General features: G+C 48.0%; 22 protein-coding genes and 1 riboswitch. Of the genes, 10 read left to right on the top strand and 12 right to left on the bottom strand.

The features are described from left to right. Position 1 precedes the first annotated feature (1 nt). Both NBH01_RS05335 and NBH01_RS05330 read left to right on the top strand, forming a co-directional pair. Complete coding sequence (locus tag NBH01_RS05335; protein WP_008766364.1) at positions 2 to 643, top strand: hypothetical protein; 642 nt, start codon at positions 2 to 4, stop codon at positions 641 to 643. Positions 644 to 837: 194 nt separating this feature from the next. Next, positions 838 to 1,104 carry a hypothetical protein gene (locus tag NBH01_RS05330; RefSeq protein WP_103878158.1) on the top strand — a complete coding sequence of 89 codons (267 nt, stop codon included), beginning with the start codon at positions 838 to 840 and terminating at the stop codon, positions 1,102 to 1,104. 196 nt (positions 1,105 to 1,300) lie between these two features. On the opposite strand, the gene NBH01_RS05325 is transcribed toward NBH01_RS05330, so the two are convergent. Then, on the bottom strand, positions 1,301 to 1,705 hold the full coding sequence (locus tag NBH01_RS05325; protein ID WP_103878157.1) for a hypothetical protein: 405 nt from the start codon (positions 1,703 to 1,705) through the stop codon (positions 1,301 to 1,303). A gap of 239 nt (positions 1,706 to 1,944) precedes the next feature. Further along, positions 1,945 to 2,129: riboswitch (cobalamin riboswitch) on the top strand. 28 nt (positions 2,130 to 2,157) lie between these two features. On the opposite strand from NBH01_RS05325, the gene NBH01_RS05320 reads away from it, so the two are divergent. From NBH01_RS05320 to NBH01_RS05310, 3 genes are all read left to right on the top strand, one after another. Next, the gene (locus tag NBH01_RS05320; protein ID WP_008761113.1) at positions 2,158 to 4,551 is read left to right on the top strand and encodes an anaerobic ribonucleoside triphosphate reductase; all 2,394 of its coding nucleotides are present in this window, start codon (positions 2,158 to 2,160) and stop codon (positions 4,549 to 4,551) included. A 130-nt stretch (positions 4,552 to 4,681) separates the two neighbouring features. After that, entirely contained in the window at positions 4,682 to 5,176 is a 495-nt protein-coding gene (nrdG, locus tag NBH01_RS05315) for an anaerobic ribonucleoside-triphosphate reductase activating protein (protein ID WP_195577574.1), read from the top strand. Between the two features lie 188 nt (positions 5,177 to 5,364). Then, on the top strand, positions 5,365 to 6,777 hold the full coding sequence (locus tag NBH01_RS05310) for an MFS transporter (protein WP_055220133.1): 1,413 nt from the start codon (positions 5,365 to 5,367) through the stop codon (positions 6,775 to 6,777). A gap of 546 nt (positions 6,778 to 7,323) precedes the next feature. On the opposite strand, the gene rseP is transcribed toward NBH01_RS05310, so the two are convergent. From rseP to tsaB, 7 genes are all read right to left on the bottom strand, one after another. Next, the gene (gene rseP / locus NBH01_RS05305) at positions 7,324 to 8,679 is read right to left on the bottom strand and encodes an RIP metalloprotease RseP (protein ID WP_008766369.1); all 1,356 of its coding nucleotides are present in this window, start codon (positions 8,677 to 8,679) and stop codon (positions 7,324 to 7,326) included. A 124-nt stretch (positions 8,680 to 8,803) separates the two neighbouring features. Further along, entirely contained in the window at positions 8,804 to 9,976 is a 1,173-nt protein-coding gene (locus NBH01_RS05300; protein ID WP_074856225.1) for a 1-deoxy-D-xylulose-5-phosphate reductoisomerase, read from the bottom strand. Positions 9,977 to 10,039: 63 nt separating this feature from the next. After that, positions 10,040 to 10,897, bottom strand: a complete 858-nt coding sequence (locus NBH01_RS05295; RefSeq protein WP_008766371.1) for a M23 family metallopeptidase — start codon at positions 10,895 to 10,897, stop codon at positions 10,040 to 10,042. A gap of 12 nt (positions 10,898 to 10,909) precedes the next feature. Next, the gene (gene rimM, locus NBH01_RS05290) at positions 10,910 to 11,449 is read right to left on the bottom strand and encodes a ribosome maturation factor RimM (RefSeq protein WP_234140836.1); all 540 of its coding nucleotides are present in this window, start codon (positions 11,447 to 11,449) and stop codon (positions 10,910 to 10,912) included. Further along, positions 11,446 to 12,750, bottom strand: coding sequence for a UDP-N-acetylglucosamine 1-carboxyvinyltransferase (murA, locus tag NBH01_RS05285; RefSeq protein ID WP_234140834.1), 1,305 nt, complete (start codon positions 12,748 to 12,750; stop codon positions 11,446 to 11,448). Before murA ends, rimM begins: the two co-directional genes overlap by 4 nt. Before the next feature lie 133 nt (positions 12,751 to 12,883). Beyond that, the gene (locus tag NBH01_RS05280) at positions 12,884 to 13,498 is read right to left on the bottom strand and encodes a DUF4290 domain-containing protein (protein WP_008761105.1); all 615 of its coding nucleotides are present in this window, start codon (positions 13,496 to 13,498) and stop codon (positions 12,884 to 12,886) included. 121 nt (positions 13,499 to 13,619) lie between these two features. Then, the gene (gene tsaB, locus NBH01_RS05275; RefSeq protein ID WP_008766373.1) at positions 13,620 to 14,315 is read right to left on the bottom strand and encodes a tRNA (adenosine(37)-N6)-threonylcarbamoyltransferase complex dimerization subunit type 1 TsaB; all 696 of its coding nucleotides are present in this window, start codon (positions 14,313 to 14,315) and stop codon (positions 13,620 to 13,622) included. Positions 14,316 to 14,404: 89 nt separating this feature from the next. Here tsaB and NBH01_RS05270 point away from each other — a divergent pair, with 89 nt between their 5' ends. The 3 genes from NBH01_RS05270 (at position 14,405) to nadD (ending at position 16,543) form a co-directional block, all read left to right on the top strand. Further along, entirely contained in the window at positions 14,405 to 15,283 is an 879-nt protein-coding gene (locus NBH01_RS05270; RefSeq protein ID WP_008761103.1) for a YicC/YloC family endoribonuclease, read from the top strand. Positions 15,284 to 15,365: 82 nt separating this feature from the next. Beyond that, entirely contained in the window at positions 15,366 to 15,935 is a 570-nt protein-coding gene (gmk, locus tag NBH01_RS05265; RefSeq protein WP_008761102.1) for a guanylate kinase, read from the top strand. Next, positions 15,932 to 16,543 carry a nicotinate (nicotinamide) nucleotide adenylyltransferase gene (gene nadD / locus NBH01_RS05260; protein WP_234140817.1) on the top strand — a complete coding sequence of 204 codons (612 nt, stop codon included), beginning with the start codon at positions 15,932 to 15,934 and terminating at the stop codon, positions 16,541 to 16,543. Before gmk ends, nadD begins: the two co-directional genes overlap by 4 nt. 4 nt (positions 16,544 to 16,547) lie before the next feature. Here the strand turns inward: nadD and NBH01_RS05255 are convergent, their stop codons facing one another. Beyond that, complete coding sequence (locus tag NBH01_RS05255; protein WP_234140816.1) at positions 16,548 to 17,603, bottom strand: metallophosphoesterase; 1,056 nt, start codon at positions 17,601 to 17,603, stop codon at positions 16,548 to 16,550. Between the two features lie 113 nt (positions 17,604 to 17,716). Between NBH01_RS05255 and NBH01_RS05250 the strand changes: the two genes are divergently transcribed. After that, positions 17,717 to 18,613 (top strand): 1,4-dihydroxy-2-naphthoate polyprenyltransferase, encoded by an 897-nt coding sequence (locus NBH01_RS05250; RefSeq protein WP_008766430.1) that lies wholly within the window; start codon positions 17,717 to 17,719, stop codon positions 18,611 to 18,613. Position 18,614: 1 nt separating this feature from the next. Here the strand turns inward: NBH01_RS05250 and rfbB are convergent, their stop codons facing one another. The 3 genes from rfbB to NBH01_RS05235 form a co-directional block, all read right to left on the bottom strand. Continuing rightward, positions 18,615 to 19,751 carry a dTDP-glucose 4,6-dehydratase gene (rfbB, locus tag NBH01_RS05245; RefSeq protein WP_008761096.1) on the bottom strand — a complete coding sequence of 379 codons (1,137 nt, stop codon included), beginning with the start codon at positions 19,749 to 19,751 and terminating at the stop codon, positions 18,615 to 18,617. Between the two features lie 16 nt (positions 19,752 to 19,767). After that, positions 19,768 to 20,643 carry a glucose-1-phosphate thymidylyltransferase RfbA gene (gene rfbA / locus NBH01_RS05240; RefSeq protein ID WP_008761095.1) on the bottom strand — a complete coding sequence of 292 codons (876 nt, stop codon included), beginning with the start codon at positions 20,641 to 20,643 and terminating at the stop codon, positions 19,768 to 19,770. Between the two features lie 77 nt (positions 20,644 to 20,720). After that, positions 20,721 to 21,212: a metallophosphoesterase family protein gene (locus NBH01_RS05235; protein ID WP_008766431.1), complete on the bottom strand. Its 492-nt coding sequence runs from the start codon at positions 21,210 to 21,212 to the stop codon at positions 20,721 to 20,723. A 55-nt stretch (positions 21,213 to 21,267) separates the two neighbouring features. Between NBH01_RS05235 and NBH01_RS05230 the strand changes: the two genes are divergently transcribed. Continuing rightward, a complete protein-coding gene (locus NBH01_RS05230; RefSeq protein WP_250700025.1) occupies positions 21,268 to 23,352 on the top strand; it encodes an RNA degradosome polyphosphate kinase in 2,085 nt (694 codons plus the stop codon). Positions 23,353 to 23,789 lie beyond the last annotated feature (437 nt).

Raw genomic sequence — 23,789 nt, 5'->3', positions numbered from 1 at the left:
TATGAAAACATTTACTTTCTTAGTTAATGCCAACGATAAGCATTGCTTTGTTCATCAGTATCAATCAGAAATGCCGACTAATGATTTATTTCGTGAATTAGTTCATGACACGTCTCATATATCTTCAAAAATGAAGTCTTTACTTATTCGTGAATCTCTGGAATGCTATCATGACAATGGCCCAGTAAAATTAGACTGCGTAAAAAACGTCTGGCGTGATTTCTTTTTAATTGATGATCTAATATCTCTTTACAATGCGAATATAGCAAAAAAATACCACGAGGGATGTGGCGATAGGAAATATTACAAGTTAATGTACTTATATGATGTAAACATGATAGAAACCGACATGAGCGATACAGTGTTTCCTCTATCAGAGAAAGCAACCTTTACTTTCATTACCTATATTCGTAATTACAATGCCTCATATCAGTTTGAAGTGACAACGTTGGAAGAAGGACTTATGCTATGGGCTACAAACATAGACATTTTGAATCGCCAGCAACGGAAGGTTCTGCTGAAATACATTCAAAAGTCTAAAAACAATCCGATAGCAGTAGAAGGAGTAAAGAATGTATGGAGTACATCATATCGGATATTCCGTCCGTTACTGACATTGCATATTGTTAAAACGGTCTCTTGATAAAAGTCACCGACTGAACAATAACTATTAGATTATTACCCTGGCATGAAACTAAAACATTTACATGTCAGGGTATCTCTGTTATCATTGATAATTTGCACCCAAAAGTTACTGAGAACCAAGTTAAACATTGGAAAACGAAACAAGACTTTTCAGGTGAAAATCATAGTATGAACGCAAAAAAGTAATTGCTAATGAAAAAGTTTACATTTATTGCAGAGTTTAAGAATGGTACCTATATCAGTCAATACAAAGCTGATAATTTAATGGAAGCAGTACTTATCTGGGCTGATAATTTGGATGTGCAATTTTTCACAAACAAGGTAAAAACTAAAATCCAAGAAAAAGTTAGAGACAGTTTTTATTCACCGGTATCAATAGAAGAAGTTGACAATGTATGGTGTTCTAGTTATGTTATATTTCGGTCTCTTCTACTACTTAATATTGTAGAAACAGTCTAATTTATAATTATTTATACACATTTTACCCTGACATGAAACCAAAATATTTCCATGTCAGGGTATTTTTTTCTTGGCTAATTCTAAAACAAATAAGAGTAGACTCAACAAATATGCAAGGGACTCACAATATTATACGCATTTGCTGGTCTACTCTTCCTGTTACCTTCCGGACGTTCTCAATGAAACATCCGGAAGATTAGAACTCCCTTTTCAGGTTCCGGAGCAGTTCTTCTTTCCTCGCTTTATACTTCTTGGAAAGAGGATTGTACGAGTAAAGGTTGGTATGTCTCAAACGTATCTCGTCTGTCTGCTCCTTTCGGTGCTCTTCCCGCTCTTCCACATCATCCGGATCTTCGGACTTACGTCTTGTACCTCTCCTGCTAAACAACTGAAACTTGGATGTACCCCGAAGCTGACGAATCAGCATCTTGATAATCCGGACAATAATCTCCTGTTCCTGTTCGGAATAAGGCCTATCTACAGTCTCTGTATAGGAGAGATAATAAACTTTCAGCTCTTCTTCCAGCTCTTGCAAAAAATGCAGCCGGGAAATTCTGGAAACTGTCTTTTTACCAGCATGCAAATCTTCTATTTTCTTCATTTTATCTATCTTTTTCAATTTCAATAAAAGCATGAATCCCATTGATTAGACTTATAAGTGACGAAATACTCACACAAGAGTCCTTTTTTTTCAAATTAGTAATAAAGAAAAACTAATATTTTCCACAAGAATCATTTCTTAAAAGTTTTCCAAAACGGAAAACTTTCTGTATCAGCAAGAAAGGAAAGTTATCCAAAAATTTAATGTTAAATCCTATCCAAGCTATCACAATATCCTTTATCTTTGTATCCGGTTTCGGAACTAAAAAGAGGTTTAGTCAATGAGGGAACGCTGTGCAAATCGGCGACAGTACCCGCTGCTGTAATTCTCTGTGAATCCGCACACTATGTCACTGCATCCAGATGTGGGAAGGCGCTGCGGGGGAGGGATAAGTCAGAAGACCTGCCGGAGTCAAATAAACATATTATTAATCACTTTCGGGAGTTAAAGTTATGAACTACGCGGAAATTTGTATCATCAAACGAGATGGTAAAAGAGAAGATTTCTCTATCAGTAAGATCAAGAATGCGATCGGTAAAGCATTCAGTGCGACAGGGATTCAGGACGAGCAGCAACTGATTGCTGACGTCACGATGAGTGTAATCAGTCAGTTCACTAACCCCACGATCACCGTGGAGGAAATTCAGGACTTAGTAGAAAAGGCATTGATGAAGGTACGCCCCGAAGTAGCCAAGAAGTACATCATCTACCGCGAATGGCGGAACACGGAGCGGGACAAGAAAACCCAGATGAAGCACGTGATGGACGGCATCGTCGCCATCGACAAGAACGACGTGAACCTGAGCAACGCCAATATGAGCAGCCACACGCCTGCCGGACAAATGATGACATTCGCATCGGAAGTCACCAAAGACTATACCTATAAATATCTGTTGCCGAAACGTTTTGCCGAAGCGCACCAGTTGGGCGATATCCATATTCACGACCTCGATTACTACCCGACAAAGACGACCACCTGCATCCAATATGACATGGACGATCTCTTTGAACGTGGCTTCCGCACCAAGAACGGCAGCATCCGCACACCGCAAAGCATCCAAAGTTATGCTACGCTTGCCACCATCATCTTCCAGACCAACCAGAACGAGCAGCACGGCGGACAGGCAATCCCCGCCTTCGACTTCTTCATGGCAAAAGGGGTGGCAAAGTCTTTCCGCAAACATCTGGCTTCGTTCATCAACTTCTACGTGGCGATGGAAAACGGAACACAGGCGGACGAGAAAGCAATCCGCACCTTAATCAAGGAACATCTGCCCTCTATTAAATCGACCGAAGCAGAACGCGAAACATTGCGCATCGCCCTGGTAGCCCTGCAAATCATTATTGACAAGGAACACCTGACACGCATCGCAGAGAAAGCGTACCAGCAGACAAAGAAGGATACACATCAGGCAATGGAAGGCTTTATCCACAACCTGAACACCATGCACTCCCGTGGAGGTAACCAAGTGGTATTCAGCTCCATCAACTACGGAACGGATACTTCCGCCGAAGGCCGCCTCGTGATCGAGGAACTGCTGAAAGCCACCATCGAAGGCCTCGGAACACGTGGTGAAGTCCCCGTATTCCCGATCCAGATATTCAAAGTAAAGGACGGAGTTTCTTACTCCGAAAAGGACTTCGAGAAAGCGATGAAGGCGGAAAACATCGAAGACGCCATGCGGGGAACTTACGAAGCTCCGAACTTCGATCTGCTGCTGAGAGCTTGTCAGACTACATCGAAAGCGCTTTTCCCGAACTTCATGTTCCTGGACACGCCTTTCAACAAGAACGAGAAATGGAAAGCGGACGATCCGAAACGGTATATCTACGAGTTGGCTACAATGGGATGCCGCACCCGTGTATTTGAGAATGTGGCAGGAGAAAAGTCATCTCTGGGACGCGGAAACCTTTCATTCACCACGTTGAACATGCCACGCCTCGCCATCGAAGCACGCATCAAGGCGGAAAATCTGATTGAGGGTGAACGCAACAAGGATGCCATCGAACAGAAAGCGAAAGAGATTTTCATGGAGTCAGTCCGCAATATGGCGACTCTTGTAGCCGATCAACTGTACGAGCGCTACCAGTATCAACGCACCGCACTGGCACGCCAGTTCCCCTTCATGATGGGAAATGACGTATGGAAAGGCGGCGGCGCACTGAATCCGAACGAGCAAGTGGGCGATGCGTTACGCAGCGGTACGCTGGGCATCGGCTTTATCGGCGGACACAATGCAATGGTGGCACTTTACGGAGAAGGCCACGGACACAGCCAGAAGGCATGGGACACGCTGTACGAAGCTGTAATGGAAATGAACAAAGTGGTAGACGAATATAAAGAGAAATATAACCTGAATTATTCCGTACTTGCCACACCTGCCGAAGGACTTTCGGGACGTTTCACCAAGATAGACCGACGGAAATACGGTAAGATCGACGGCGTGACGGACCGCGACTACTACGTCAATTCCTTCCATGTGGATGTGAAGGAACCGATCAGCATCACCGAGAAGATCAGGCGCGAAGCTCCTTTCCACGCCATCACCCGCGGTGGACACATCACGTATGTGGAACTGGACGGGGAAGCTCAGAAGAATGTACGTGCCATCGCGAAAATCGTGAAGGTCATGCACGACGAGGGCATCGGCTACGGCTCCATCAATCACCCGGTGGATACCTGTCACAACTGTGGATACAAAGGAGTAATCTTCGATAAATGTCCGGTATGCCAGAGCGAAAACATCTTACGCATGCGCCGTATCACCGGATACCTGACAGGTGACCTCAGCTCCTGGAACTCTGCCAAACGGGCGGAAGAAAAGGATCGCGTGAAGCACTTGTAGAAGTTGAAAGACACTCATTTATTTTTTACTGAAGTTTCGTAAATTGTTTCCGCATGGATTCTCCTCCTTCTGGAAGGAGGGGAATCCATGCGGGATACAGCACATGCGAAACTTTAATTTTTATTTTAAGATGAACACTCTCAATTCTCCACTTTCAGCTCTCCACTTATTATCGACTTATCCCGAAACGATTGTTGACGGTGAAGGCATCCGGTATTCGATTTATCTTGCGGGATGTTCTCATCATTGCGTCGGCTGTCACAATCCGGAGAGCTGGAATCCGCGGGCGGGAGAACTGCTGACGGAGGAAAGGATTCAATCGATCATTCGGGAAATTAAAGCCAATCCATTGCTGGACGGGGTTACTTTTTCGGGAGGAGATCCGTTTTATAATCCGGAGGCTTTCCTGCTTTTTGTCAAAAGGGTAAAGAAGGAAACGGGGCTGAATATCTGGTGCTATACGGGATATACGTACGAAGAGATTCAGGCTAATCCGCGCTTGAAGGCTGTACTCGACTACATAGATGTGCTGGTGGACGGGCGTTTCGAACAGGCGCTCTTTTCACCTTATCTGGAATTTCGGGGAAGCAGCAATCAGAGGATATTGAGAATAGGTAAAAAGTAATAGGTTATAGGTAATAATGGTGGGGGAGGTTTTGTATTAGTTTAGTGCGGGGGGAGCTACTACGAACTGTTGTGGGCGTGTCTCCTGCGCTAAAAAAACTTATATTTCAAAGAAGATTGAAACACGTACTTCTTTGTTTTGTTTACATTTACAAACAAAATAAGGTTCTACTAGAATAAGTTTTTTTTATGATACAAGCCAATAATACCACTTCTATAGATGAAACCGATGGACTGCCAATGCCGAGACGTATCTGGGCAGTGGTTTCCATCGGATTCGCACTTTGTATGTCGGTGCTCGACGTGAATATTATCAACATCGTACTCCCTACGCTTTCGCACGATTTCGGAACTTCGCCTGCTGTAACTACGTGGATTATAAATGGTTATCAGTTGGCTATCGTTGTTTCGCTGCTGTCTTTCTCTTCTTTGGGGGAGATTATCGGTTATCGGAAAGTGTTCCTGTCGGGCATTGGGCTGTTTTGCATCACTTCGCTGATCTGCGCCTTGTCCGATTCATTCTGGACGCTGACGATTGCACGTATCTTTCAGGGATTCAGTGCGTCGGCCATCACAAGTGTGAATACGGCGCAACTGCGCTACGTATACCCGAAAAGTCAGATCGGGCGGGGAATGGGAATCAATGCGATGGTAGTGGCGATATCGGCGGCTGCCGGTCCGTCGGTGGCAAGCGGCATACTTTCGATAGCCAGCTGGCACTGGCTGTTTGCTATCAATGTACCGCTGGGGATTACGGCACTGCTACTGGGTATCAAGCATTTGCCGAGACAGGAAGAGCGGTCGAAGCGGAAGTTTGACTTCGTGAGTGCGATAGCCAATGCGGTCACGTTCGGGTTACTGATTTATACGCTGGACGGATTCGCGCATCATGAGGAGATGGATTTCCTTGTGCTGCAATTGATCATATTGGCCATCGTAGGAACGTTTTACGTACGGAGGCAACTGACTCAGACGACTCCGTTGCTGCCGCTGGACTTATTGCGGATACCGATTTTCCGGCTTTCGATTCTGACGTCTATCTGTTCGTTTATCGCTCAGATGGCGGCCATGGTGTCTCTCCCGTTTTTCCTTCAGAATACGTTGGGGCACAGCGAGGTCATGACAGGATTGTTGCTGACTCCGTGGCCGTTGGCTACACTGGTGACGGCACCGTTGGCAGGTTATCTGGTGGAACGCATTCATCCGGGGATATTGGGGAGTATCGGGATGGCGTTGTTTGCCGTCGGACTTTTTTCACTTTCGGGGCTTACTGCCGAATCGTCCGATATCAGTATAATTCTTCGTCTGATGCTTTGCGGAGCCGGTTTCGGGTTGTTTCAGACGCCCAATAACAGTACGATTATCTCTTCCGCCCCAACGAAACGTTCGGGCGGTGCAAGTGGAATGCTGGGAATGGCACGTTTGCTGGGGCAGACGTTCGGTACTACGCTGGTAGCGTTACTTTTCAGTTTTGTCGTGCACGACCGGAGTACGGCGGTCTGCCTTATGGTCGGAAGTGGGTTTGCTGTTGTGGCGGCGATTGTCAGCAGTCTGCGGTTGTCGCAACCGTCTACGCTGAAAAGAGAAACGAATCGGTCATGACGAATAAAACTATCTGTCATCGGGAGCGAAAATCATAGGAGAAGAAACTAGGATCAATCCAGAAAACCGGTTGTTTCCGATTTGTTTCTTTCACATATTGTTATGAGCTAAATGATAGTCGGTTCTATCTTCAATTCTCCTCCTTCGGGAAGGAGGAGAGTTAAGTTACTATTGTGTACTACTGTTTAGTTCATTCCTTTGCACTATCGAGCTAAAACCAGCTTTTCGGACTACCCCAAAGAATGTTAATTATTTAACATTCGTCTCCGGGCATCCAAAGAGCCAAAAGGAGAAAGGGCGTATCATCGTTGGCAGACTAAGGCATTTATCGTATATAGAAACGGCGCTTTAACGTAGTGTTAAAGCGCCGTTTCTATATACGATAAATAGTACATTATATTTTACTGTATTTCAACAATATACATTGCTTCATCGCCGACATCCTCCTTTTATCCGCCAGCAGTCCGCTGTCGCCGAGATTGCTGTTCTGACAACTTCCGGTCTGCACGAGGGGAGGACGGATGTGTATGCCTTGCCGGTCCCTGCTTAGAAGAAGAACCTCAATATGTCATTGAAGTTTGCCCAAATCAGCAAGCCGAACAGAAGCACCATACCGGTCATCTGAGCGTACTCCATAAACTTGTCACTCGGTTTACGACGGGCTATCATCTCGTAGAAGAGGAAGAGCACGTGTCCGCCGTCCAATGCGGGGATCGGAAGAATGTTCATGAAGGCAAGGATGATGGAAAGGAAGGCGGTCATGTACCAGAACTGGTGCCAGTCCCACGTAGCAGGGAAAATGCTTCCGATAGTGCCGAAGCCGCCCAACTGTTTGGCTCCTTCTTTCGAGAAGAGATATTTCATGTTGCCGACGTATCCTTTCAATGTCTTCACACCCAAAGAGACGCCTGCGGGGAAAGATTCAAAGAATGTGTATTCCTTTTTCACCATAGGCAACAGACGATCCGTTGTCAGACTGGCAACTACGCCCATCAGATAAGCGGAATCCACGCGCAGGGAAGTCGTATCGGTCACACCGCCACGCACATACGTCAGCGTAATCAGACGAGGGTCGATGCTGTCTTTCAGAAGTGCTTCGGCGTTTTTCTTGCGTTCCGCCATCGTCTGCTTGAAATCAGAGAAGGAGATGGATTTTCCGTCCAATGCGATGATACTGTCGCCCGGCAGAATGCCTGCCTGCGCAGCGGGAGAATTAACCATCACGCTGTCAATCACATACGGGAAACGGAAAGAAGCGAAACGAACGCTGTCCGCCATCAGGCGCTGCATCATGTCTTCGGGAATGTAGACGGAGGCTTTCTTGCCGTCACGAAGCACTGATACCTCACGGGCATCGGCTATCTGACTCAGCATATCGCCGTCATAACGTACGAAAGGCACATTGTCGGCAGACAAAAGGATGTCGCCATCCTGAAAACCGACCGCTTTCGCCGTTTCGTTGAAGTCCATACCAAGGGGAGCTTCTTGGACCTTTATATACTGGTCGCCCCAAGCGAAAAGAATCATTGAATAAATAAAGAGCGCCAACAGGAAGTTGAACAGCACACCGCCCACCATGATCAGAAGACGTTGCCAAGCCGGCTTGGAACGGAACTCCCAAGGCTGCTCAGGCTGTTTCATCTGTTCGGTATCCATCGACTCGTCTATCATTCCGGCTATCTTGACGTAACCGCCCAGCGGCAGCCATCCTACTGCATACTCCGTATCACTTCTCTTGGGTTTGAACTTGAACAAGGTAAACCACGGGTCAAAGAACAAGCAGAATTTTTCTACACGCACCTTGAACAACCGGGCAAAAAGGAAATGCCCGCCTTCATGAATAATAACGAGCAAGGATAAGCTCATTATCAGTTGCAGGGCACGAATTAAAAATGTTTCCATATAGTCTATTTACAATTTAAAGCCTCATCCAAACCCTCTGCTCATAAGAGGAAAACCGAGGCGCTTTCTAATTTATATTACTTATTTATATTTTTCATTGTTCACGAAATCAGCTCCGGTGCTATCACGGAATCAATTCCGCAGCTATTCTCCGCGCTTCGGCGTCGGTAGCCACATAGTCGTCGTAAGTAGGAGCGGCTACAAACGCAGCGCGTTCCATCGTCTTTTCGATCACGTCGCTCATGCCGAGGAAGCTGATGCCGTCCCGGAGGAAAGCGGCTACCACTACTTCGTTAGCGGCATTGACGATGCAAGGCATATTTCCGCCCCGATACATCGCCTCGTAAGCCAGGGCAAGGTTGCGGAAACGTTTCGTATCCGGTTGCTCGAACGTCAGGTTCGTGCACTGGGTGAAGTCGAGCCTGTCGAAAGAAGAGCAGATACGGTCGGGATACGAGAACGCATACTGGATCGGCAGACGCATATCCGGCATGCCTAACTGTGCCTTGACGGCACCGTCCTCAAACTGCACCATGGAATGAATGACCGACTGCGGATGCACCACCACCTCGATCTGGCTGGGCTGCACGCCGAACAGCCATTTCGCTTCGATAACCTCAAAGCCTTTGTTCATCATGGATGCGGAGTCAATGGTGATCTTGGCTCCCATCTCCCAGTTGGGATGTTTCAATGCCTGTGTCTTGGTGACGGACTTCAACTGCTCCAGCGTGCAGGTCCGAAACGGACCGCCGGAAGCGGTCAGTATCACCTTCTCAATCGGGTTCCCGACTTCTCCAGCTAAACACTGGAAGACTGCCGAGTGTTCAGAGTCCACCGGCAAAATGGGAGTGCGGTATTGCTGTGCCAGCTGGTTGATCAGTTCTCCCGCCACCACAAGCGTCTCTTTATTGGCAAGCGCAATGGCTTTCTTGGCACGGATGGCGTTGATCGTCGGCTTCAGTCCGGCATAGCCCACCATTGCCGTCAGCACCATATCCACCGGTCCGGCCTCCACGATCTGGCAGACCGCGTCGATTCCGGCATATACTTTGATTGGAAGGTCGCTCAGCGCTTCCTTCAGTTGGGCGTACTTTTCTTCGTTGGCTATCACCACCACTTCCGGCTGGAACTTGCGTGCCTGTGCAATCAGCAGTTCTACCCGGTTGTTGGCCGTCAGGGCATAGGCTTCGTAGAGGTCGGGGTGTTCTTCGATCACCTGCAACGCCTGCGTCCCGATAGAGCCCGTAGAGCCTAAAATAGCTATTTGTTTCTTCTTATTCTTCTTTTCTGAATCCATTATTATCTAATTCCTCTGTCACTTGTCACTTATAATCGTATATCCCACTTCTCGTCATTGGCTTTAAAACACGATGTACTTCTCCGGATTGACAGGATGTCCCTTGTACCACAGTTCGAAGTGGAGATGCGGCCCTGTGCTGAGCGTTCCGCTGTTTCCCACCAGTGCGATGGCTTCGCCTCCTTTCACGCGGTCGCCTTCTTTTTTCAGCAGCGAGCCGCAATGCTTGTAGATCGAGACGAAATCCTGACTGTGCTGTACGCCTATCACGTAACCGGTTTCGGCGGTGTAGGTGCTCAGAAAGACGGTGCCGTCCATAGTTGCCAGCACACTTTCGTTGGGGTTGGCAGCAATATCTGTTCCAAAGTGTTTCTTATCGGTGTTGAAATGGTCGGAAACCATTCCACGGGTCGGACGATACAGGATCAGTCCGTTGACATCCGGCTGCGAAACGATCGTAGTCAGATTATATTTTTCATTTTCTTCGTATTGGCGGCGAAATTCCTCTTCACGTCTGGTACGTTCCATCAGGGTGTCTTCGCGGGCGGCGGTCAGCGAGTCGAGCGTCTGCACGCTGTCTATGGGCACTTTTCCGCTGAAAATATCCTGTATGTTCATGATATAGAGGTTCTGCCTGTTGAGCAGTTCCTGCAAGGAATCCACACGGAGCGCGTTGTCCACGATCTGACTGCGGACTTCACTGTTCATATATCCGGGGAGGTAATTGCGCAAAGGGGTGAAGGCAATGATGCAGGCGGCAATCAGAAAAAGCACCGCCAGCACGGACAACAGCACCGAAAGCCCGTTCAGCTTGGATACCCGAAGCCCCACGATTTCTTCAAGCGTATTCTCATTGATAATGGTGAGTTTATACTTGAACTTGAAATTGTTCCAAAATGCTTTACTCCGTTTTCTTGGCATCTTTATTAATTATTAATCTTCCTCCAAATCTTCCAAATTCAACAATCCTTCAGGAAGCTCGACTGTGATGAGCTTCTTTTCCTGATTGATCTCCACTATAAATTCTTCCTGTGCAGGGACGAGGAGTTCTTCTCCGTCCTCCTGTTCGACCACAAAAAGGGTATTCACCGTAGCGGTATCCACTTCGACCACTTCGCCCAGCTCGCCGTGACGAACGTCTTCCATGCGGAAACCGATGAAGAAGTTCCACGACAGTTCGCCGTCTTCCGCCTCTTCCGCGTGCTTCACCGGGAAGTAGACTTCGACATTGGTGAACATACGCGCGCGTTCCGCCGTATCTATGCCTTCGAGCTTCACCAGTGCGGTGGAGTCCGAACGAAAACGGTATTCTTCGATGAAAAACGGTACGAAAATACCGTCGAGCAGGCAGATCAGATAATCGCAGTCCACACGGTCGAAGATGTCGTCCGTGAAGGTAAACTGCAACTCGCCGTGAATGCCGTGCGGCTTGTTGAATAGTCCGATTTTATATACTTCTTCTTTCTTTATCATATTCGAGTGATTCTGGCGCCGATGGCGTTAAGTCGTCCTTCGATGTTCTGGTAGCCACGGTCTATCTGTTCGATATTGCTGATCGTGCTGGTTCCTTCGGCGCTCATGGCGGCGATGAGAAGGGCGATTCCCGCACGGATATCGGGCGAAGTCAGTCGGGCGCCGCGCAGCTTGAAGCCGTGGTTGTGTCCGATTACTACGGCACGGTGAGGGTCGCAAAGGATGATCTGAGCACCCATGTCGATGAGCTTGTCTACAAAGAACAGGCGGCTTTCGAACATCTTCTGATGGATCAGTACGCTTCCTTTGGCTTGGGTGGCCACTACGAGCATCACGCTCAGCAAGTCGGGTGTCAGTCCCGGCCAGGGGGCGTCGGCAATGGTCATGATGGAGCCGTCGATGAATGATTCTATTTCGTATGTTTCCTGTGCGGGGACGTAGATATCGTCTCCCCTCTGTTCCAGTTTGATGCCCAGCCGGCGGAAACTTTCGGGGATGATGCCGAGGTTCTCGTAGGAAACGTTTTTAATGGTAATTTCGCTTTTGGTCATGGCAGCCATGCCGATGAAGCTCCCGACTTCGATCATGTCGGGCAATACGGTGTGCTGCGTGCCGTGCAGTTCTTCCACGCCCTCAATGGTGAGCAGATTGGAAGCGATGCCGCTGATCTTTGCTCCCATCCGGTTGAGCATACGGCAGAGCTGCTGCAAATAGGGTTCGCAGGCGGCATTGTAAATGGTGGTAGTGCCTTTTGCCAGTACGGCAGCCATCAGAATGTTGGCTGTACCGGTCACGGATGCCTCATCGAGCAGCATATAGCTGCCCTGAAGCCTGTCGGCCGTTATCTCATAGATACCCCGCGACTCGTCATAACGGAAATCGGCTCCCAAATTCTGAATCCCCACAAAGTGGGTGTCCAGACGACGGCGACCGATCTTATCTCCGCCCGGCTTCGAGATCAACGCCTTCCCGAAACGTGCCACCATCGGACCGATCAGCATCACCGACCCCCGAAGGCTTGAACACTTCTTCAAGAACTCATCACTCTCCAAATAAGCCAGATCGACGTTCTCCGCCTTAAAACTGTAAGTATCAATGCCTTCCTTTGCAACCGTCACTCCCATCTCCCGCATAAGCTGAATCAGATTGTTGACATCCAGAATGTCAGGTATATTGTTCACCGTCACTTTTTCAGCAGTCAGCAACGTGGCACAGATAATCTGCAAAACTTCGTTTTTGGCCCCTTGCGGATGAATTTCCCCGCTAAGCCGATGTCCTCCTTCAATTACAAATGAAGCCATTTATTTTAAGTAATAGGTAATAAATAACAAGTAATAGGTAATAGGTAATAAGTAATAATAAGTAAGATTCTCAATACACGCAACACGCCGAACGCAGCTATGCTATTACTTATTACCTATTACTTATTACCTTTTAATATCTTCTCCGCGGATTATTATTCCGATTATTATTGTAGTTCACCTTTGGGCGGTAGTTCTGGTTCAGGCGTTCTGCCATCAGTCGGATGATGTCGTCTGTCAGTTGTAGTTTGCCGCCGGAAAGTTCGTAGAGGTCTTCCGCAATTTTGCGGTCGTCTACGGTATCTTTGTTCCATGCCATGTAGTCTTTCTTCATGTGGTTGCAGATCATGGCTGTCAGATTTCTCTTGTCGTTTCCTTCGGGAAGTTCGCAGGCTTTCTTGATCAGCACTTCCAGCGTGTGTCCGTAGTGGCGGTAGCGCATACGGGTGGTAGAATATGGGATTGGTTCCGGCTTGGTCACCAGGTTGTCTTCGCGGATGATTTCGTAGGGATAGTCAATATCCAGCTCAAAACCGGACATGATGGCCAGGTGATCCCAGAGTTTATGCTTGAAATCGGGCACATCACGCAAATGGGGGAACATATTTCCCATAATGTTGATAATTGTGTTAGCACAACGCTGACGCTCGGCACGGTCCTGAATGGTCAACGCATAATCTACCATGTTCTGTATGCTGCGGCCGTACTCGGGAAGCGGCATTCTTTTCTGCTGGGTATTGTATTGCATCTTTTAAATTAAAAGTTTTAAAATTAAAAATTAAAAGTCGGAGGACGACGGTCACTCACTTATCACTGTTTCCCGCCAAAGGCGGTTCACTTACTGAGGCACTTTTTTCTACCGAAGTGCGTTATTCAAGAAGTGACTTCTTCGGCAACGAGGCTACAAATTCTTTCAGATAGAAAGGTTCGAAGTAGGCCACATCTTTATAGTCTTCCCTGGCAACTGCTTTTTCTGCCAGCGGATACATCATCTTCGCCAACGGATGAATGTCATCGATAAAATGCGCATTCGGATGCGTGATCTTCTCGCGGCACTTGGCGGCTCCATTTCCGTAGAAATAAACGGGCGCTTCGTTCAGAAACTCCAGATAGGAGTTCTCATCGACAATATCGGCGGCGATAGCGCGCTTCACGTTCAATGCACGGTCGTAAACGGCAGCGTACACTTCCATACGGCGGGCATCGAGCATCGGGCAGAGCAACGCATCTTCCGGCAAATCGTGATACAGCAACACGGGCACACTCAGCACTTCGAGCGTAGGAAGACCGATCAAGGGTACATTCCGTCCGTAACAAATGCCTTTTGCCATCGAAACTCCAATCCGCAATCCTGTGTATGATCCCGGACCGCAACTCACTGCAACTGCATCCAAAGGTATGGCATGACTATCAATGAACGACAACGCTTCATCAACAAATACTCCCAAAGACACGGCGTGTGAAGGGCCCTTCAAGTCTTCTTTCACAAAAATCGTCTGTCCGTCTTGACTTGCCGCTACCGAGCAAACAGTGGTAGAGGTTTCAATATTCAGTATACACGACATAAAAATCAGCTTATTAAATTGTCGCAAATTTACATGATTATTTCCAATTCTTAAAATATTCGTGTACTTTTGCACAAAACTTTAAGTATATGATACAGTCGATGACAGGATACGGCAAAGCTACGGCCGAACTTCCAGATAAAAAGATAAACGTAGAAATCAAGTCGCTCAACAGCAAAGCAATGGATCTTTCCACTCGCATCGCTCCGGCTTATCGTGAAAAAGAGATCGAAATCCGCAACGAAATCTCCAAAGTGCTGGAACGTGGAAAGGTGGACTTCAGCCTCTGGATAGAGAAAAAAGAGAGTGCGGAAAGCGCGACTCCTATCAACCAAGTGTTGGTGGAAGGCTACTACAAACAGATTCAGGCGATCTCGGAAAATCTCGGCATCCCCGTCCCCACCGACTGGTTTCAGACGTTGCTCCGTATGCCGGACGTTATGTCTAAGACTGAAATCCAAGAGTTGACGGAAGAAGAATGGGAAATGGTACGTGCCACCGTTCTCGAAGCAATCGGTCATCTGGTGGACTTCCGCAAACAGGAAGGCGCCGCACTGGAAAAGAAGTTCCGCGAAAAGATAGCTAACATCGCACTGCTGCTCGAAAAGATAACTCCTTACGAAAAAGAACGGGTGGAGAAAGTCAAGGAACGTATCACCGACGCGCTCGAAAAGACGCTGAACACGGACTATGACAAGAATCGGCTGGAACAAGAATTGATTTATTACATCGAAAAGCTGGATGTCAACGAGGAAAAACAACGCCTCACCAACCACCTGAAATATTTCATCAGCACGCTGGAAAGCGGCAACGGACAAGGCAAAAAACTCGGTTTCATCGCTCAGGAAATGGGACGGGAAATCAATACGCTTGGCAGCAAGTCCAACCATGCCGAAATGCAGAAAATCGTTGTGCAAATGAAAGATGAGCTGGAACAGATCAAGGAACAGGTGCTGAACGTAATGTAATTATTTAATGGAAAATTGAAAGTTGAAAATGTCGACAAGTGTAGGGTTTTCAACTTTCAATTCTCAATTTTCAATTAAACAAATGACTGGCAAGTTAATTATTTTTTCTGCCCCGTCCGGTTCGGGCAAATCGACTATTATCAATTATCTGCTGACGCAGAACTTAAATCTCGCGTTCTCCATTTCTGCAACCAGCCGCCCACCGCGCGGGACGGAGAAACACGGGGTCGAATATTTCTTCCTTACTCCCGAAGAGTTCCGTTGTCGCATTGAGAACAACGAGTTTTTGGAATACGAAGAAGTGTACAAGGATCGGTATTACGGAACGCTGAAAGAACAAGTGGAAAAGCAGTTGGAGAAGGGGCAGAACGTAGTATTCGACTTGGATGTAGTAGGCGGATGCAACATCAAAAAGTATTACGGTGAGCGTGCATTGTCCATCTTTGTACAGCCGCCCTCCATCGAAGAACTCCGTTGCCGGCTGACGGGTCGGGGCACGGATGAGCCCGAAGTAATCGAATGCCGCATCGCAAAGGCGGAATACGAAATGACTTTTGCTCCCCAGTTTGATCGTGTCATCGTCAATGATGATCTGGAGGCGGCAAAGGCTGAGACACTGAAAGTTATCAAAGAATTTCTAAATAAGGAATGAAAGAGTCTCTGAAAAGACAAAAACTAAAAACCGGAATCTTCAGCGGGTCATTCAATCCGGTACACATCGGACATCTGGCCTTGGCCAACTATCTTTGCGAGTATGAAGGACTGGACGAAATTTGGTTTATGGTCAGCCCGCAAAACCCACTGAAAGCGGGAACGGAGCTATGGCCGGACGACCTGCGTCTCCGGTTAGTAGAACTTGCCACAGAAGAATATCCCCGCTTCCGCTCTTCAGACTTCGAGTTTCATCTGCCCCGCCCTTCATACAGCGTACATACGTTAGAAAAGCTACATGAAACCTATCCGGAACGGGACTTCTACTTAATTATCGGCTCGGATAACTGGGCCCGCTTCGACCGCTGGTATCAATCGGAGCGCATCATCAAAGAAAACCGTATTCTTATCTATCCCCGCCCCGGATTCCCGGTAAATGAAAACGGGCTGCCCGAAACAGTCCGTCTGGTCCATTCACCTACCTTTGAAATAAGTTCTACGTTTATCCGTCAGGCACTTAATGAGAAGAAAGATGTAAGATACTTCTTGCATCCAAAGGTTTGGGAGTATATTAGAGAATATATCCGACAGAGTATAAGGGAGCACTGATCATCTACTCTTTGAGACGATGAAGCGTAATCATTATGATTTCTGCCGGAGCACCGATTCGTACAGGCATCTGAGAAGTACCGATCCCATTAGTAACAATCAATGGCATTTTAGTTGAATTGTACGCCAGTCCGGTCAGAAAGCGGGTGCCGTAGTGGGAGTTCTGTATCGGGGCGTAACCGAATACGCGTACCTGTCCACCATGAGTATGTCCTGCCAAAGCGATGTCCGTGTTGGCCACCGAAACATCCTCCACGTAGTCGGGAGTATGCACCAACAAGATAACGAAGTCGTTGGGAGAAAGCGCCAGTGTGGGCGACACCCCATTTTGTTTCAAGTCGAAAGGATTGCGTACTCCGGCAAGGATAATCTGCTGACCGTCTTTGCGTAATGTATCGACTTCGTGTTCCAGCGGACGCATCCCGTAATGCTTCATCGTGCGGATTATTTCGTCATGGCAGCGTTCATAGTCATTATTTCCCATAACCCCGAAAGTTCCCATCGGTGTTTTCACACGGACCAATGCGGCAAATAACGGTTCTACGTATTCACAGCCTTCCTGATAGTCTCCTCCCATCAGCAAGACGTCCGGTTTCTGGGCGATCAAAAGATCGACAAGGTTGTTCAAGCCTTTCTCTTTCAGCAGACTCTTGTAATGCAAGTCGGAAATGAAGGCGATGCGGAAGCCTTCGAAGGCTTCGGGGACATCACGGTGGGTGAAGTCATATTCCACGACACGGTCTATGCCGCTATAAGTGGCAGGGACGTTCACGGTAGAAGACGTGATCTTCGTTCCGCGAAGTACCAAATTACGTTCTTCCTGCTCGGTCGCAGCTTCTTTCTTCGCTGTTTTCTTCTGCTTTTTCGTCGAAACTTTCAAGTCGGCAAGCTGAGAATGATCCGGAGCAAACAGGCCGTCGATAGCGGCGGAACTGTCCGGACGGACGGAATCGACATTGAGCACAGGACGAGGCAGGATCGATACAACATTCTTCTTTGACTTACAAGATACGAACAGGAATAATACGAATATTATGAACAGGTAATTTATTTTTTTCATCTTCTTTGGTTTATTTTCTTCTACATATAACACATTCCCCCACTATTTGAGGCGCAAAGATAGGAAAAATCATGTATCTTTGTCCGTCAAAACTTATTATTATATATTAAAGCATGGAAGAAGTAAAGCGTAACTCGCTGCGTGCGTGGATATTAGCAGCACGTCCCAAAACTCTGACAGGAGCCATTACGCCGGTCATGATCGGTAGCGCACTTGCTTATATGGATGGACATTTTCAATGGTTGCCGGCCCTTATCTGCTGCCTGTTCGCCGGTCTGATGCAAATTGCCGCCAATTTTATCAACGACCTCTTCGACTACCTCAAAGGAACCGACCGCGAAGACCGGCTGGGACCGGAACGAGCCTGCGCACAAGGCTGGATTTCACCGAGAGCCATGCGAAACGGAATCATCGTCACCGTCCTGTTCGCCTGTCTGATCGGATCTGCGCTGCTGTTTTATGCCGGATGGGAGCTGATCATAGTAGGACTTCTCTGCGTACTCTTCGCTTTCCTCTATACCACAGGTCCTTATCCATTATCCTACAACGGCTGGGGCGATGTTCTGGTCATCGTATTTTTCGGATTCGTCCCCGTGGGTGGAACGTACTACGTACAGGCGCTGACATGGACTTCGGACACAACGGTAGCTTCTCTTATCTGCGGACTGCTGATTGATACCTTGCTGGTAGTCAACAATTACCGAGACCGTGAAGCGGATGCACGGAGCGGAAAGCGGACGGTCATCGTTCGTTTTGGCGAGAAGTTCGGACGCTATCTTTATTTGATGCTGGGGGTGGCAGCAAGTCTTCTGTGTTTCTGGTTCTTCTTCGAAGGACACTTGTTTGCCGCACTTCTTCCGTTACTCTACCTGATTCCTCATGTCCTCACATGGAGACGGATGGTGCAGATTCACAGTGGTAAAAAATTAAACAGCATACTAGGTGAGACTTCACGTAATATGCTGTTAATGGGTATTTTGCTATCAATAGGATTCTTGATCCGACATTGATTTATTTTCCGTACATCTTTTCGTAATAACCTTGATAGTCTCCGCTGGTCACCTCTTCCACCCAGTCTTGATTTTCAAGATACCATACGATTGTCTTCACGATGCCATCTTCAAATTTCGTTTCGGGATACCAGCCCAAGGCGTTCGTGATCTTCGTGGGATCAATGGCATAACGCTGGTCGTGCCCCAGACGGTCTTTGACAAAAGTGATCAGATCGTTGTTGATCCAGTCAACGGAGATTTCTCCGTCTTCACCTTTCACTTTCTTTTTGAGGACCTGACGATATTCCGGTTTCTCGGTCATTAGTTTACGGATAGTGGCAATGGTCAGCTTCACAATTTCAAGATTGGTTTCTTCGTTGTGACCACCTACGTTGTACACTTCGCCCTCTTTGCCTTCGCGCACTACCAAGTCGATCGCTTTGCAGTGGTCTTCTACGTAAAGCCAGTCGCGCACGTTGCTTCCGTCACCGTAGACAGGCAGATGTTTGCCTTCGAGTATATTCTTGATAATCAGTGGAATCAGTTTTTCGGGAAAATGATAGGGGCCGTAGTTGTTGGAACAGCGGGTGATCGTTACCGGCATTTTATAAGTGTCGTGATAAGCCATGACTACCATGTCGGCACTGGTTTTCGAAGCGCTGTACGGGCTGTGCGGACAAAGCGGGGTTTCTTCCGTGAAGTAGCCTTCCGCACCGAGTGAGCCGTACACCTCGTCGGTAGATACCTGATGGTAGCGCACTCCTTTTCTCCAGGTAGGATATCCCTGTTCGTCCTTACCCATCACCCAGGCACGGCGGGCACAATCCAGCAGATTCTGCGTACCGAGGATGTTGGTGATCAGAAACAGTTGCGGGTTTTCGATACTGCGGTCTACATGGCTTTCGGCGGCGAAGTTCACGACATAGTCGAAACGGTATTCGGCAAAAAGGCTGTCCACCACTTCGCGGCTGCAAATGTCTCCTTTGATAAAGAAACAACGTTCGTTGTCGATATCTTTGGCAATAGTTCCCAGATTACCCGCATACGTCAGGGCGTCAAGAACCACCACTTTTATATCGCTGTGCTTGGCCAAGATATACTTAATATAATTGGCGCCAATAAATCCTGCGGCACCGGTCACCAGATAAGTTTTCATATATGATTATTTATGTTTATTTCAAGGGTTGTTTAGACAGTTCTATCAGGTATTTACCGTATTCGGTCTTTTCGAGTTTCTGTCCGAGCAGCAGCAATTGTCCGGACGAAATCCATCCTTGCCGCCAGGCTATCTCTTCGATACAGCTGACGTAGAAGCCTTGCCGGTTCTGAATGGTAGCCACGAAGTTGGAGGCTTCGAGCAGGCTGTCGCAGTTTCCGGTATCCAGCCATGCGAATCCGCGTCCGAACAGTTCCACGTTCAGTGTTCCTTCTTCGAGGTACAGGCGGTTCAGGTCCGTTATCTCATATTCTCCACGTGCCGAAGGGCGGAGAGAAGCCGCTTTTTCCGTCACGGTAGCGTCGTAGAAATAAAGTCCGGGAACGGCATAATTACTTTTCGGTACCAGTGGTTTTTCTTCCAGAGAAATCACTTTGCCTTGTTCGTCGAACTCCACTACACCGTAAGCCCGAGGATCTTTCACATAATAGCCGAAGATGCAGGCTCCCTTCTCCACACCGGCAGCACGCCGGAGCATAGCGGAAAACCCTTGTCCATAAAACATATTGTCCCCAAGTATCAGACAACCTGCCTCACCGTTCAAGAAATCAGCTCCCAACACAAAGGCTTGTGCCAGTCCGTTAGGCTGCTCCTGTATTTTGTAAGAGAAAGACATCCCGAGCTCCTCACCTGAGCCCAACAAGTCCCGAAACATCGGCAAATCACGCGGAGTAGAGATGACCAAGACCTCCCGTATCCCTGCCAGCATAAGCGTAGACAGCGGATAATAGATCATCGGCTTGTCGTATACAGGCATGATTTGTTTGGAAATCGCTTTGGAAAGCGGATAAAGACGAGTGGCGCTTCCACCGGCCAGAATAATTCCTTTCATTGTCGTCTGAGTTATTCATTTTACTGTGTGCAAAGGTCGGAAAGAAATCTGACGTGACAAAATGAATTGTAAGAAATCTATCCTGCCAATTCAATAACTTCGAGGTCTTTGAACGTTCCGTTGTCGATGACAAAGCGCACCATTGTCCGCACTTTATGGAAGCCGGACATCCCTGCGGCTCCGGGATTGATGTGCAGCATGTCCAACGTTTTGTCGTATTTCACCTTTAATATATGGGAGTGTCCGCTGATGAAAAGTTTCGGCGGACGTGCCATCAAACTGCCGATAACCGAAGGGTCGTACTTGCCCGGATACCCGCCGATATGCTTGATCAGCACTTCCGCTCCGTCCACCGTGAAGCGGTTCACCTGCGGGAACATCTTCCGTATTTCCTGCCCGTCTATGTTGCCGTAAACTGCCCGCAGGGGCCGGAAAGCCGCCAACTTCTCGGCTACTTCTACCGAACCGATATCTCCGGCATGCCAGATTTCGTCGCACGATTCAAAATATTCGAGATATTTTTCGTCCCAATAAGCGTGGGTATCGGACAATAATCCAATTCTTGTCATAATTTTCTTTGTTTAGTCCTGCAAAGATACTATATTTGGGAAAATCTTAAAGCACATGGAAAGCAAATATAATTATTTCAAACGTGATATCAGCTGGCTCTCATTCAACTATCGGGTGTTGCTCGAAGCGCTGGATGAGCACCTGCCGCTATACGAGCGCATCAATTTCATCTCCATCTACTCCTCCAATCTGGAAGAATTTTACAAAATCCGGGTGGCGGACCACAAGGCCGTGGCATCCGGCGCAACGGAGAGCGATGAAGAAACCGTACAATCCGCCCGCGAACTCGTGGAAGAAATCAACCACGAAGTAAATCGCCAGCTGGACGACCGTGTACGCATTTACGAAGAAAAGATACTGCCCGCCCTGCGCAAAAACCACATCATCTTCTACCAGGACAGACACGTGGAACCGTTTCACCAGCAGTTTATCAAGGACTTTTTCCGGGAAGAAATCTTCCCCTACCTGCAACCCGTGCCCGTATCGAAAGACAAAATCGTCTCTTTTCTGCGAGACAACCGGCTCTACCTCGCCATCCGCCTCTATCCGAAGGAAAACAGGAACCCCGCCAACCGGCAGCCTTTCTATTTCGTCATGAAGCAGCCGTACGCCAAAGTGCCCCGTTTCATCGAACTTCCGCCCCGTGGAGACAACTATTACATCATGTTCACCGAGGACATCATCAAAGCGAACCTCAACCTTATTTTCCCCGGCTACGACGTCGATTCGAGCTACTGCATCAAAATATCCCGTGACGCCGACATTCTGATAGATGACACCGCCAGCAACGCCGACCTCGTAGCCCAACTGAAAAAGAAGGTAAAAAAACGCAAGATAGGCGACGTCTGCCGCTTTGTCTACGACCGTGCCATGCCGCAAGACTTCCTCGACTTTCTGGTCGACGCCTTCCGCATCCACCGTGACGAACTCGTCCCCGGCGACAAGCACCTGAACCTCGAAGACCTGCGCCACCTGCCCAACCCGAACAAGTCTCTCCGCCGCATCGAAAAGCCGCAACCGATGAAGCTGAACATCCTCGACGAAAAAGAATCGATCTTCAACTACGTCGCCCAAAAGGATCTGCTGCTGTATTACCCGTACCACTCCTTCGAGCATTTCACCCACTTCCTCTACGAAGCAGTGCACAATCCGGAGACGCGCGAAATCATGGTCACCCAATACCGTGTAGCCGAAAACTCGGCCGTCATCAACACCTTGATAGCCGCCGCGCAGAACGGCAAGAAAGTCACCGTATTTGTCGAGCTCAAAGCCCGTTTCGACGAAGAGAACAACCTCGCCACCGCCGAAATGATGCAAGCCGCCGGCATCAAAATCATTTACAGCATCCCCGGACTAAAAGTACACGCCAAAGTGGCCCTCGTCCGTCGCCGCGGACTGAATGGAGAGAAAATCCCCAGCTACGCCTACATCAGCACGGGCAACTTCAACGAAAAGACCGCCACCCTATACGCCGACTGTGGACTTTTCACCTGCCGCAAGGAAATAGTGAACGACCTTTACAACCTATTCCGCACCCTGCAAGGCAAGGAAGACCCGAAATTCACCACTCTCCTCGTCGCCCGCTTCAACCTCATACCGGAACTGAACCGCCTCATCGACCGTGAAATATCCCTTGCCGACCAAGGCAAAGGCGGACGTATCATCCTCAAAATGAACGCCCTCCAAGACCCCGCAATGATCGACCGACTCTACGAGGCCTCCGAACACGGCGTGCAGATCGACCTCATCGTCCGCGGCATCTGCTGCCTCATACCGGAGCAGTCATACAGCCGTAACATCCGTGTCACCCGCATTGTCGACAGTTTTCTGGAGCACGCCCGCATCTGGTATTTCGGCAACGAAGGGCACCCCAAAATATACATGGGCTCGCCCGACTGTATGCGCCGCAACCTCTACCGCCGTATCGAAGCCGTCACCCCCATCCTCGACCCTGACCTGCGCGCCAGTCTGATCGAAATGCTCCATATCCAGCTTGCTGACAACCAAAAAGCCTGTTGGGTAGACGACAAACTGCAAAACGTATTCAAAAAAAGAGCGTCCGGCACCCCTGCTGTCCGTGCCCAATACGATTTTTATGAATGGCTGAGTAAAAAAGCGCAGGAAGCGCAGCACTCATAACTTTTTGATCATCTCCAACTGCTTGCCCTCCGGTCCGATGTTTTTCGACCGGAGGAAAGCAGTCATTGAGCTACACCCAATGTCAGTCTTGATAATCTTAACAGAATCGTGCTTATTGCTTTCGTTCATCTTCTGAAAAAGCAATTAGCCGATTCCCCTTCGACAATATTCTTTGTCAGCAGTTATCTGACTAACATCACGGGACGAGGGGCAAAGCCTTCGTAGGCAAGAAGTTTTTTCGGACGAAAAAACACCCATACAAATAAAATCTTCGACAAATAATATAAAATTAAATATTTACAAGCAATTCAATATATTACAACACAACCGTCACACTTTTATCATTTCCATGACAAAACTCGGGCAGTCCGAAAACCCAGTTTTGGCTCCATACTTTACAGTTTTGAATTAAATGATAGTCAATAGTATCTTAAAAT

Origin of the sequence: Bacteroides sp. B1-V-101, assembly GCF_023656585.1 — a bacterium.
GTDB classification, from domain to species: Bacteria; Bacteroidota; Bacteroidia; order Bacteroidales; family Bacteroidaceae; genus Bacteroides; species Bacteroides thetaiotaomicron.
The sequence above is the reverse complement of the archived record's forward strand: the minus strand, read 5'-3'. Positions and strand labels throughout refer to the sequence as shown.

Excerpts from the sequence above, each read along its gene's own strand:
- NBH01_RS05335 (WP_008766364.1), top strand. The coding sequence starts at position 2 with ATGAAAACATTTACTTTCTTAGTTAATGCCAACGATAAGCATTGCTTT.
- NBH01_RS05330 (WP_103878158.1), top strand. The coding sequence starts at position 838 with ATGAAAAAGTTTACATTTATTGCAGAGTTTAAGAATGGTACCTATATC.
- NBH01_RS05325 (WP_103878157.1), bottom strand. The coding sequence starts at position 1,705 with ATGAAGAAAATAGAAGATTTGCATGCTGGTAAAAAGACAGTTTCCAGA.
- NBH01_RS05320 (WP_008761113.1), top strand. The coding sequence starts at position 2,158 with ATGAACTACGCGGAAATTTGTATCATCAAACGAGATGGTAAAAGAGAA.
- nrdG (WP_195577574.1), top strand. The coding sequence starts at position 4,682 with ATGAACACTCTCAATTCTCCACTTTCAGCTCTCCACTTATTATCGACT.
- NBH01_RS05310 (WP_055220133.1), top strand. The coding sequence starts at position 5,365 with ATGATACAAGCCAATAATACCACTTCTATAGATGAAACCGATGGACTG.
- rseP (WP_008766369.1), bottom strand. The coding sequence starts at position 8,679 with ATGGAAACATTTTTAATTCGTGCCCTGCAACTGATAATGAGCTTATCC.
- NBH01_RS05300 (WP_074856225.1), bottom strand. The coding sequence starts at position 9,976 with ATGGATTCAGAAAAGAAGAATAAGAAGAAACAAATAGCTATTTTAGGC.
- NBH01_RS05295 (WP_008766371.1), bottom strand. The coding sequence starts at position 10,897 with ATGCCAAGAAAACGGAGTAAAGCATTTTGGAACAATTTCAAGTTCAAG.
- rimM (WP_234140836.1), bottom strand. The coding sequence starts at position 11,449 with ATGATAAAGAAAGAAGAAGTATATAAAATCGGACTATTCAACAAGCCG.
- murA (WP_234140834.1), bottom strand. The coding sequence starts at position 12,750 with ATGGCTTCATTTGTAATTGAAGGAGGACATCGGCTTAGCGGGGAAATT.
- NBH01_RS05280 (WP_008761105.1), bottom strand. The coding sequence starts at position 13,498 with ATGCAATACAATACCCAGCAGAAAAGAATGCCGCTTCCCGAGTACGGC.
- tsaB (WP_008766373.1), bottom strand. The coding sequence starts at position 14,315 with ATGTCGTGTATACTGAATATTGAAACCTCTACCACTGTTTGCTCGGTA.
- NBH01_RS05270 (WP_008761103.1), top strand. The coding sequence starts at position 14,405 with ATGATACAGTCGATGACAGGATACGGCAAAGCTACGGCCGAACTTCCA.
- gmk (WP_008761102.1), top strand. The coding sequence starts at position 15,366 with ATGACTGGCAAGTTAATTATTTTTTCTGCCCCGTCCGGTTCGGGCAAA.
- nadD (WP_234140817.1), top strand. The coding sequence starts at position 15,932 with ATGAAAGAGTCTCTGAAAAGACAAAAACTAAAAACCGGAATCTTCAGC.
- NBH01_RS05255 (WP_234140816.1), bottom strand. The coding sequence starts at position 17,603 with ATGAAAAAAATAAATTACCTGTTCATAATATTCGTATTATTCCTGTTC.
- NBH01_RS05250 (WP_008766430.1), top strand. The coding sequence starts at position 17,717 with ATGGAAGAAGTAAAGCGTAACTCGCTGCGTGCGTGGATATTAGCAGCA.
- rfbB (WP_008761096.1), bottom strand. The coding sequence starts at position 19,751 with ATGAAAACTTATCTGGTGACCGGTGCCGCAGGATTTATTGGCGCCAAT.
- rfbA (WP_008761095.1), bottom strand. The coding sequence starts at position 20,643 with ATGAAAGGAATTATTCTGGCCGGTGGAAGCGCCACTCGTCTTTATCCG.
- NBH01_RS05235 (WP_008766431.1), bottom strand. The coding sequence starts at position 21,212 with ATGACAAGAATTGGATTATTGTCCGATACCCACGCTTATTGGGACGAA.
- NBH01_RS05230 (WP_250700025.1), top strand. The coding sequence starts at position 21,268 with ATGGAAAGCAAATATAATTATTTCAAACGTGATATCAGCTGGCTCTCA.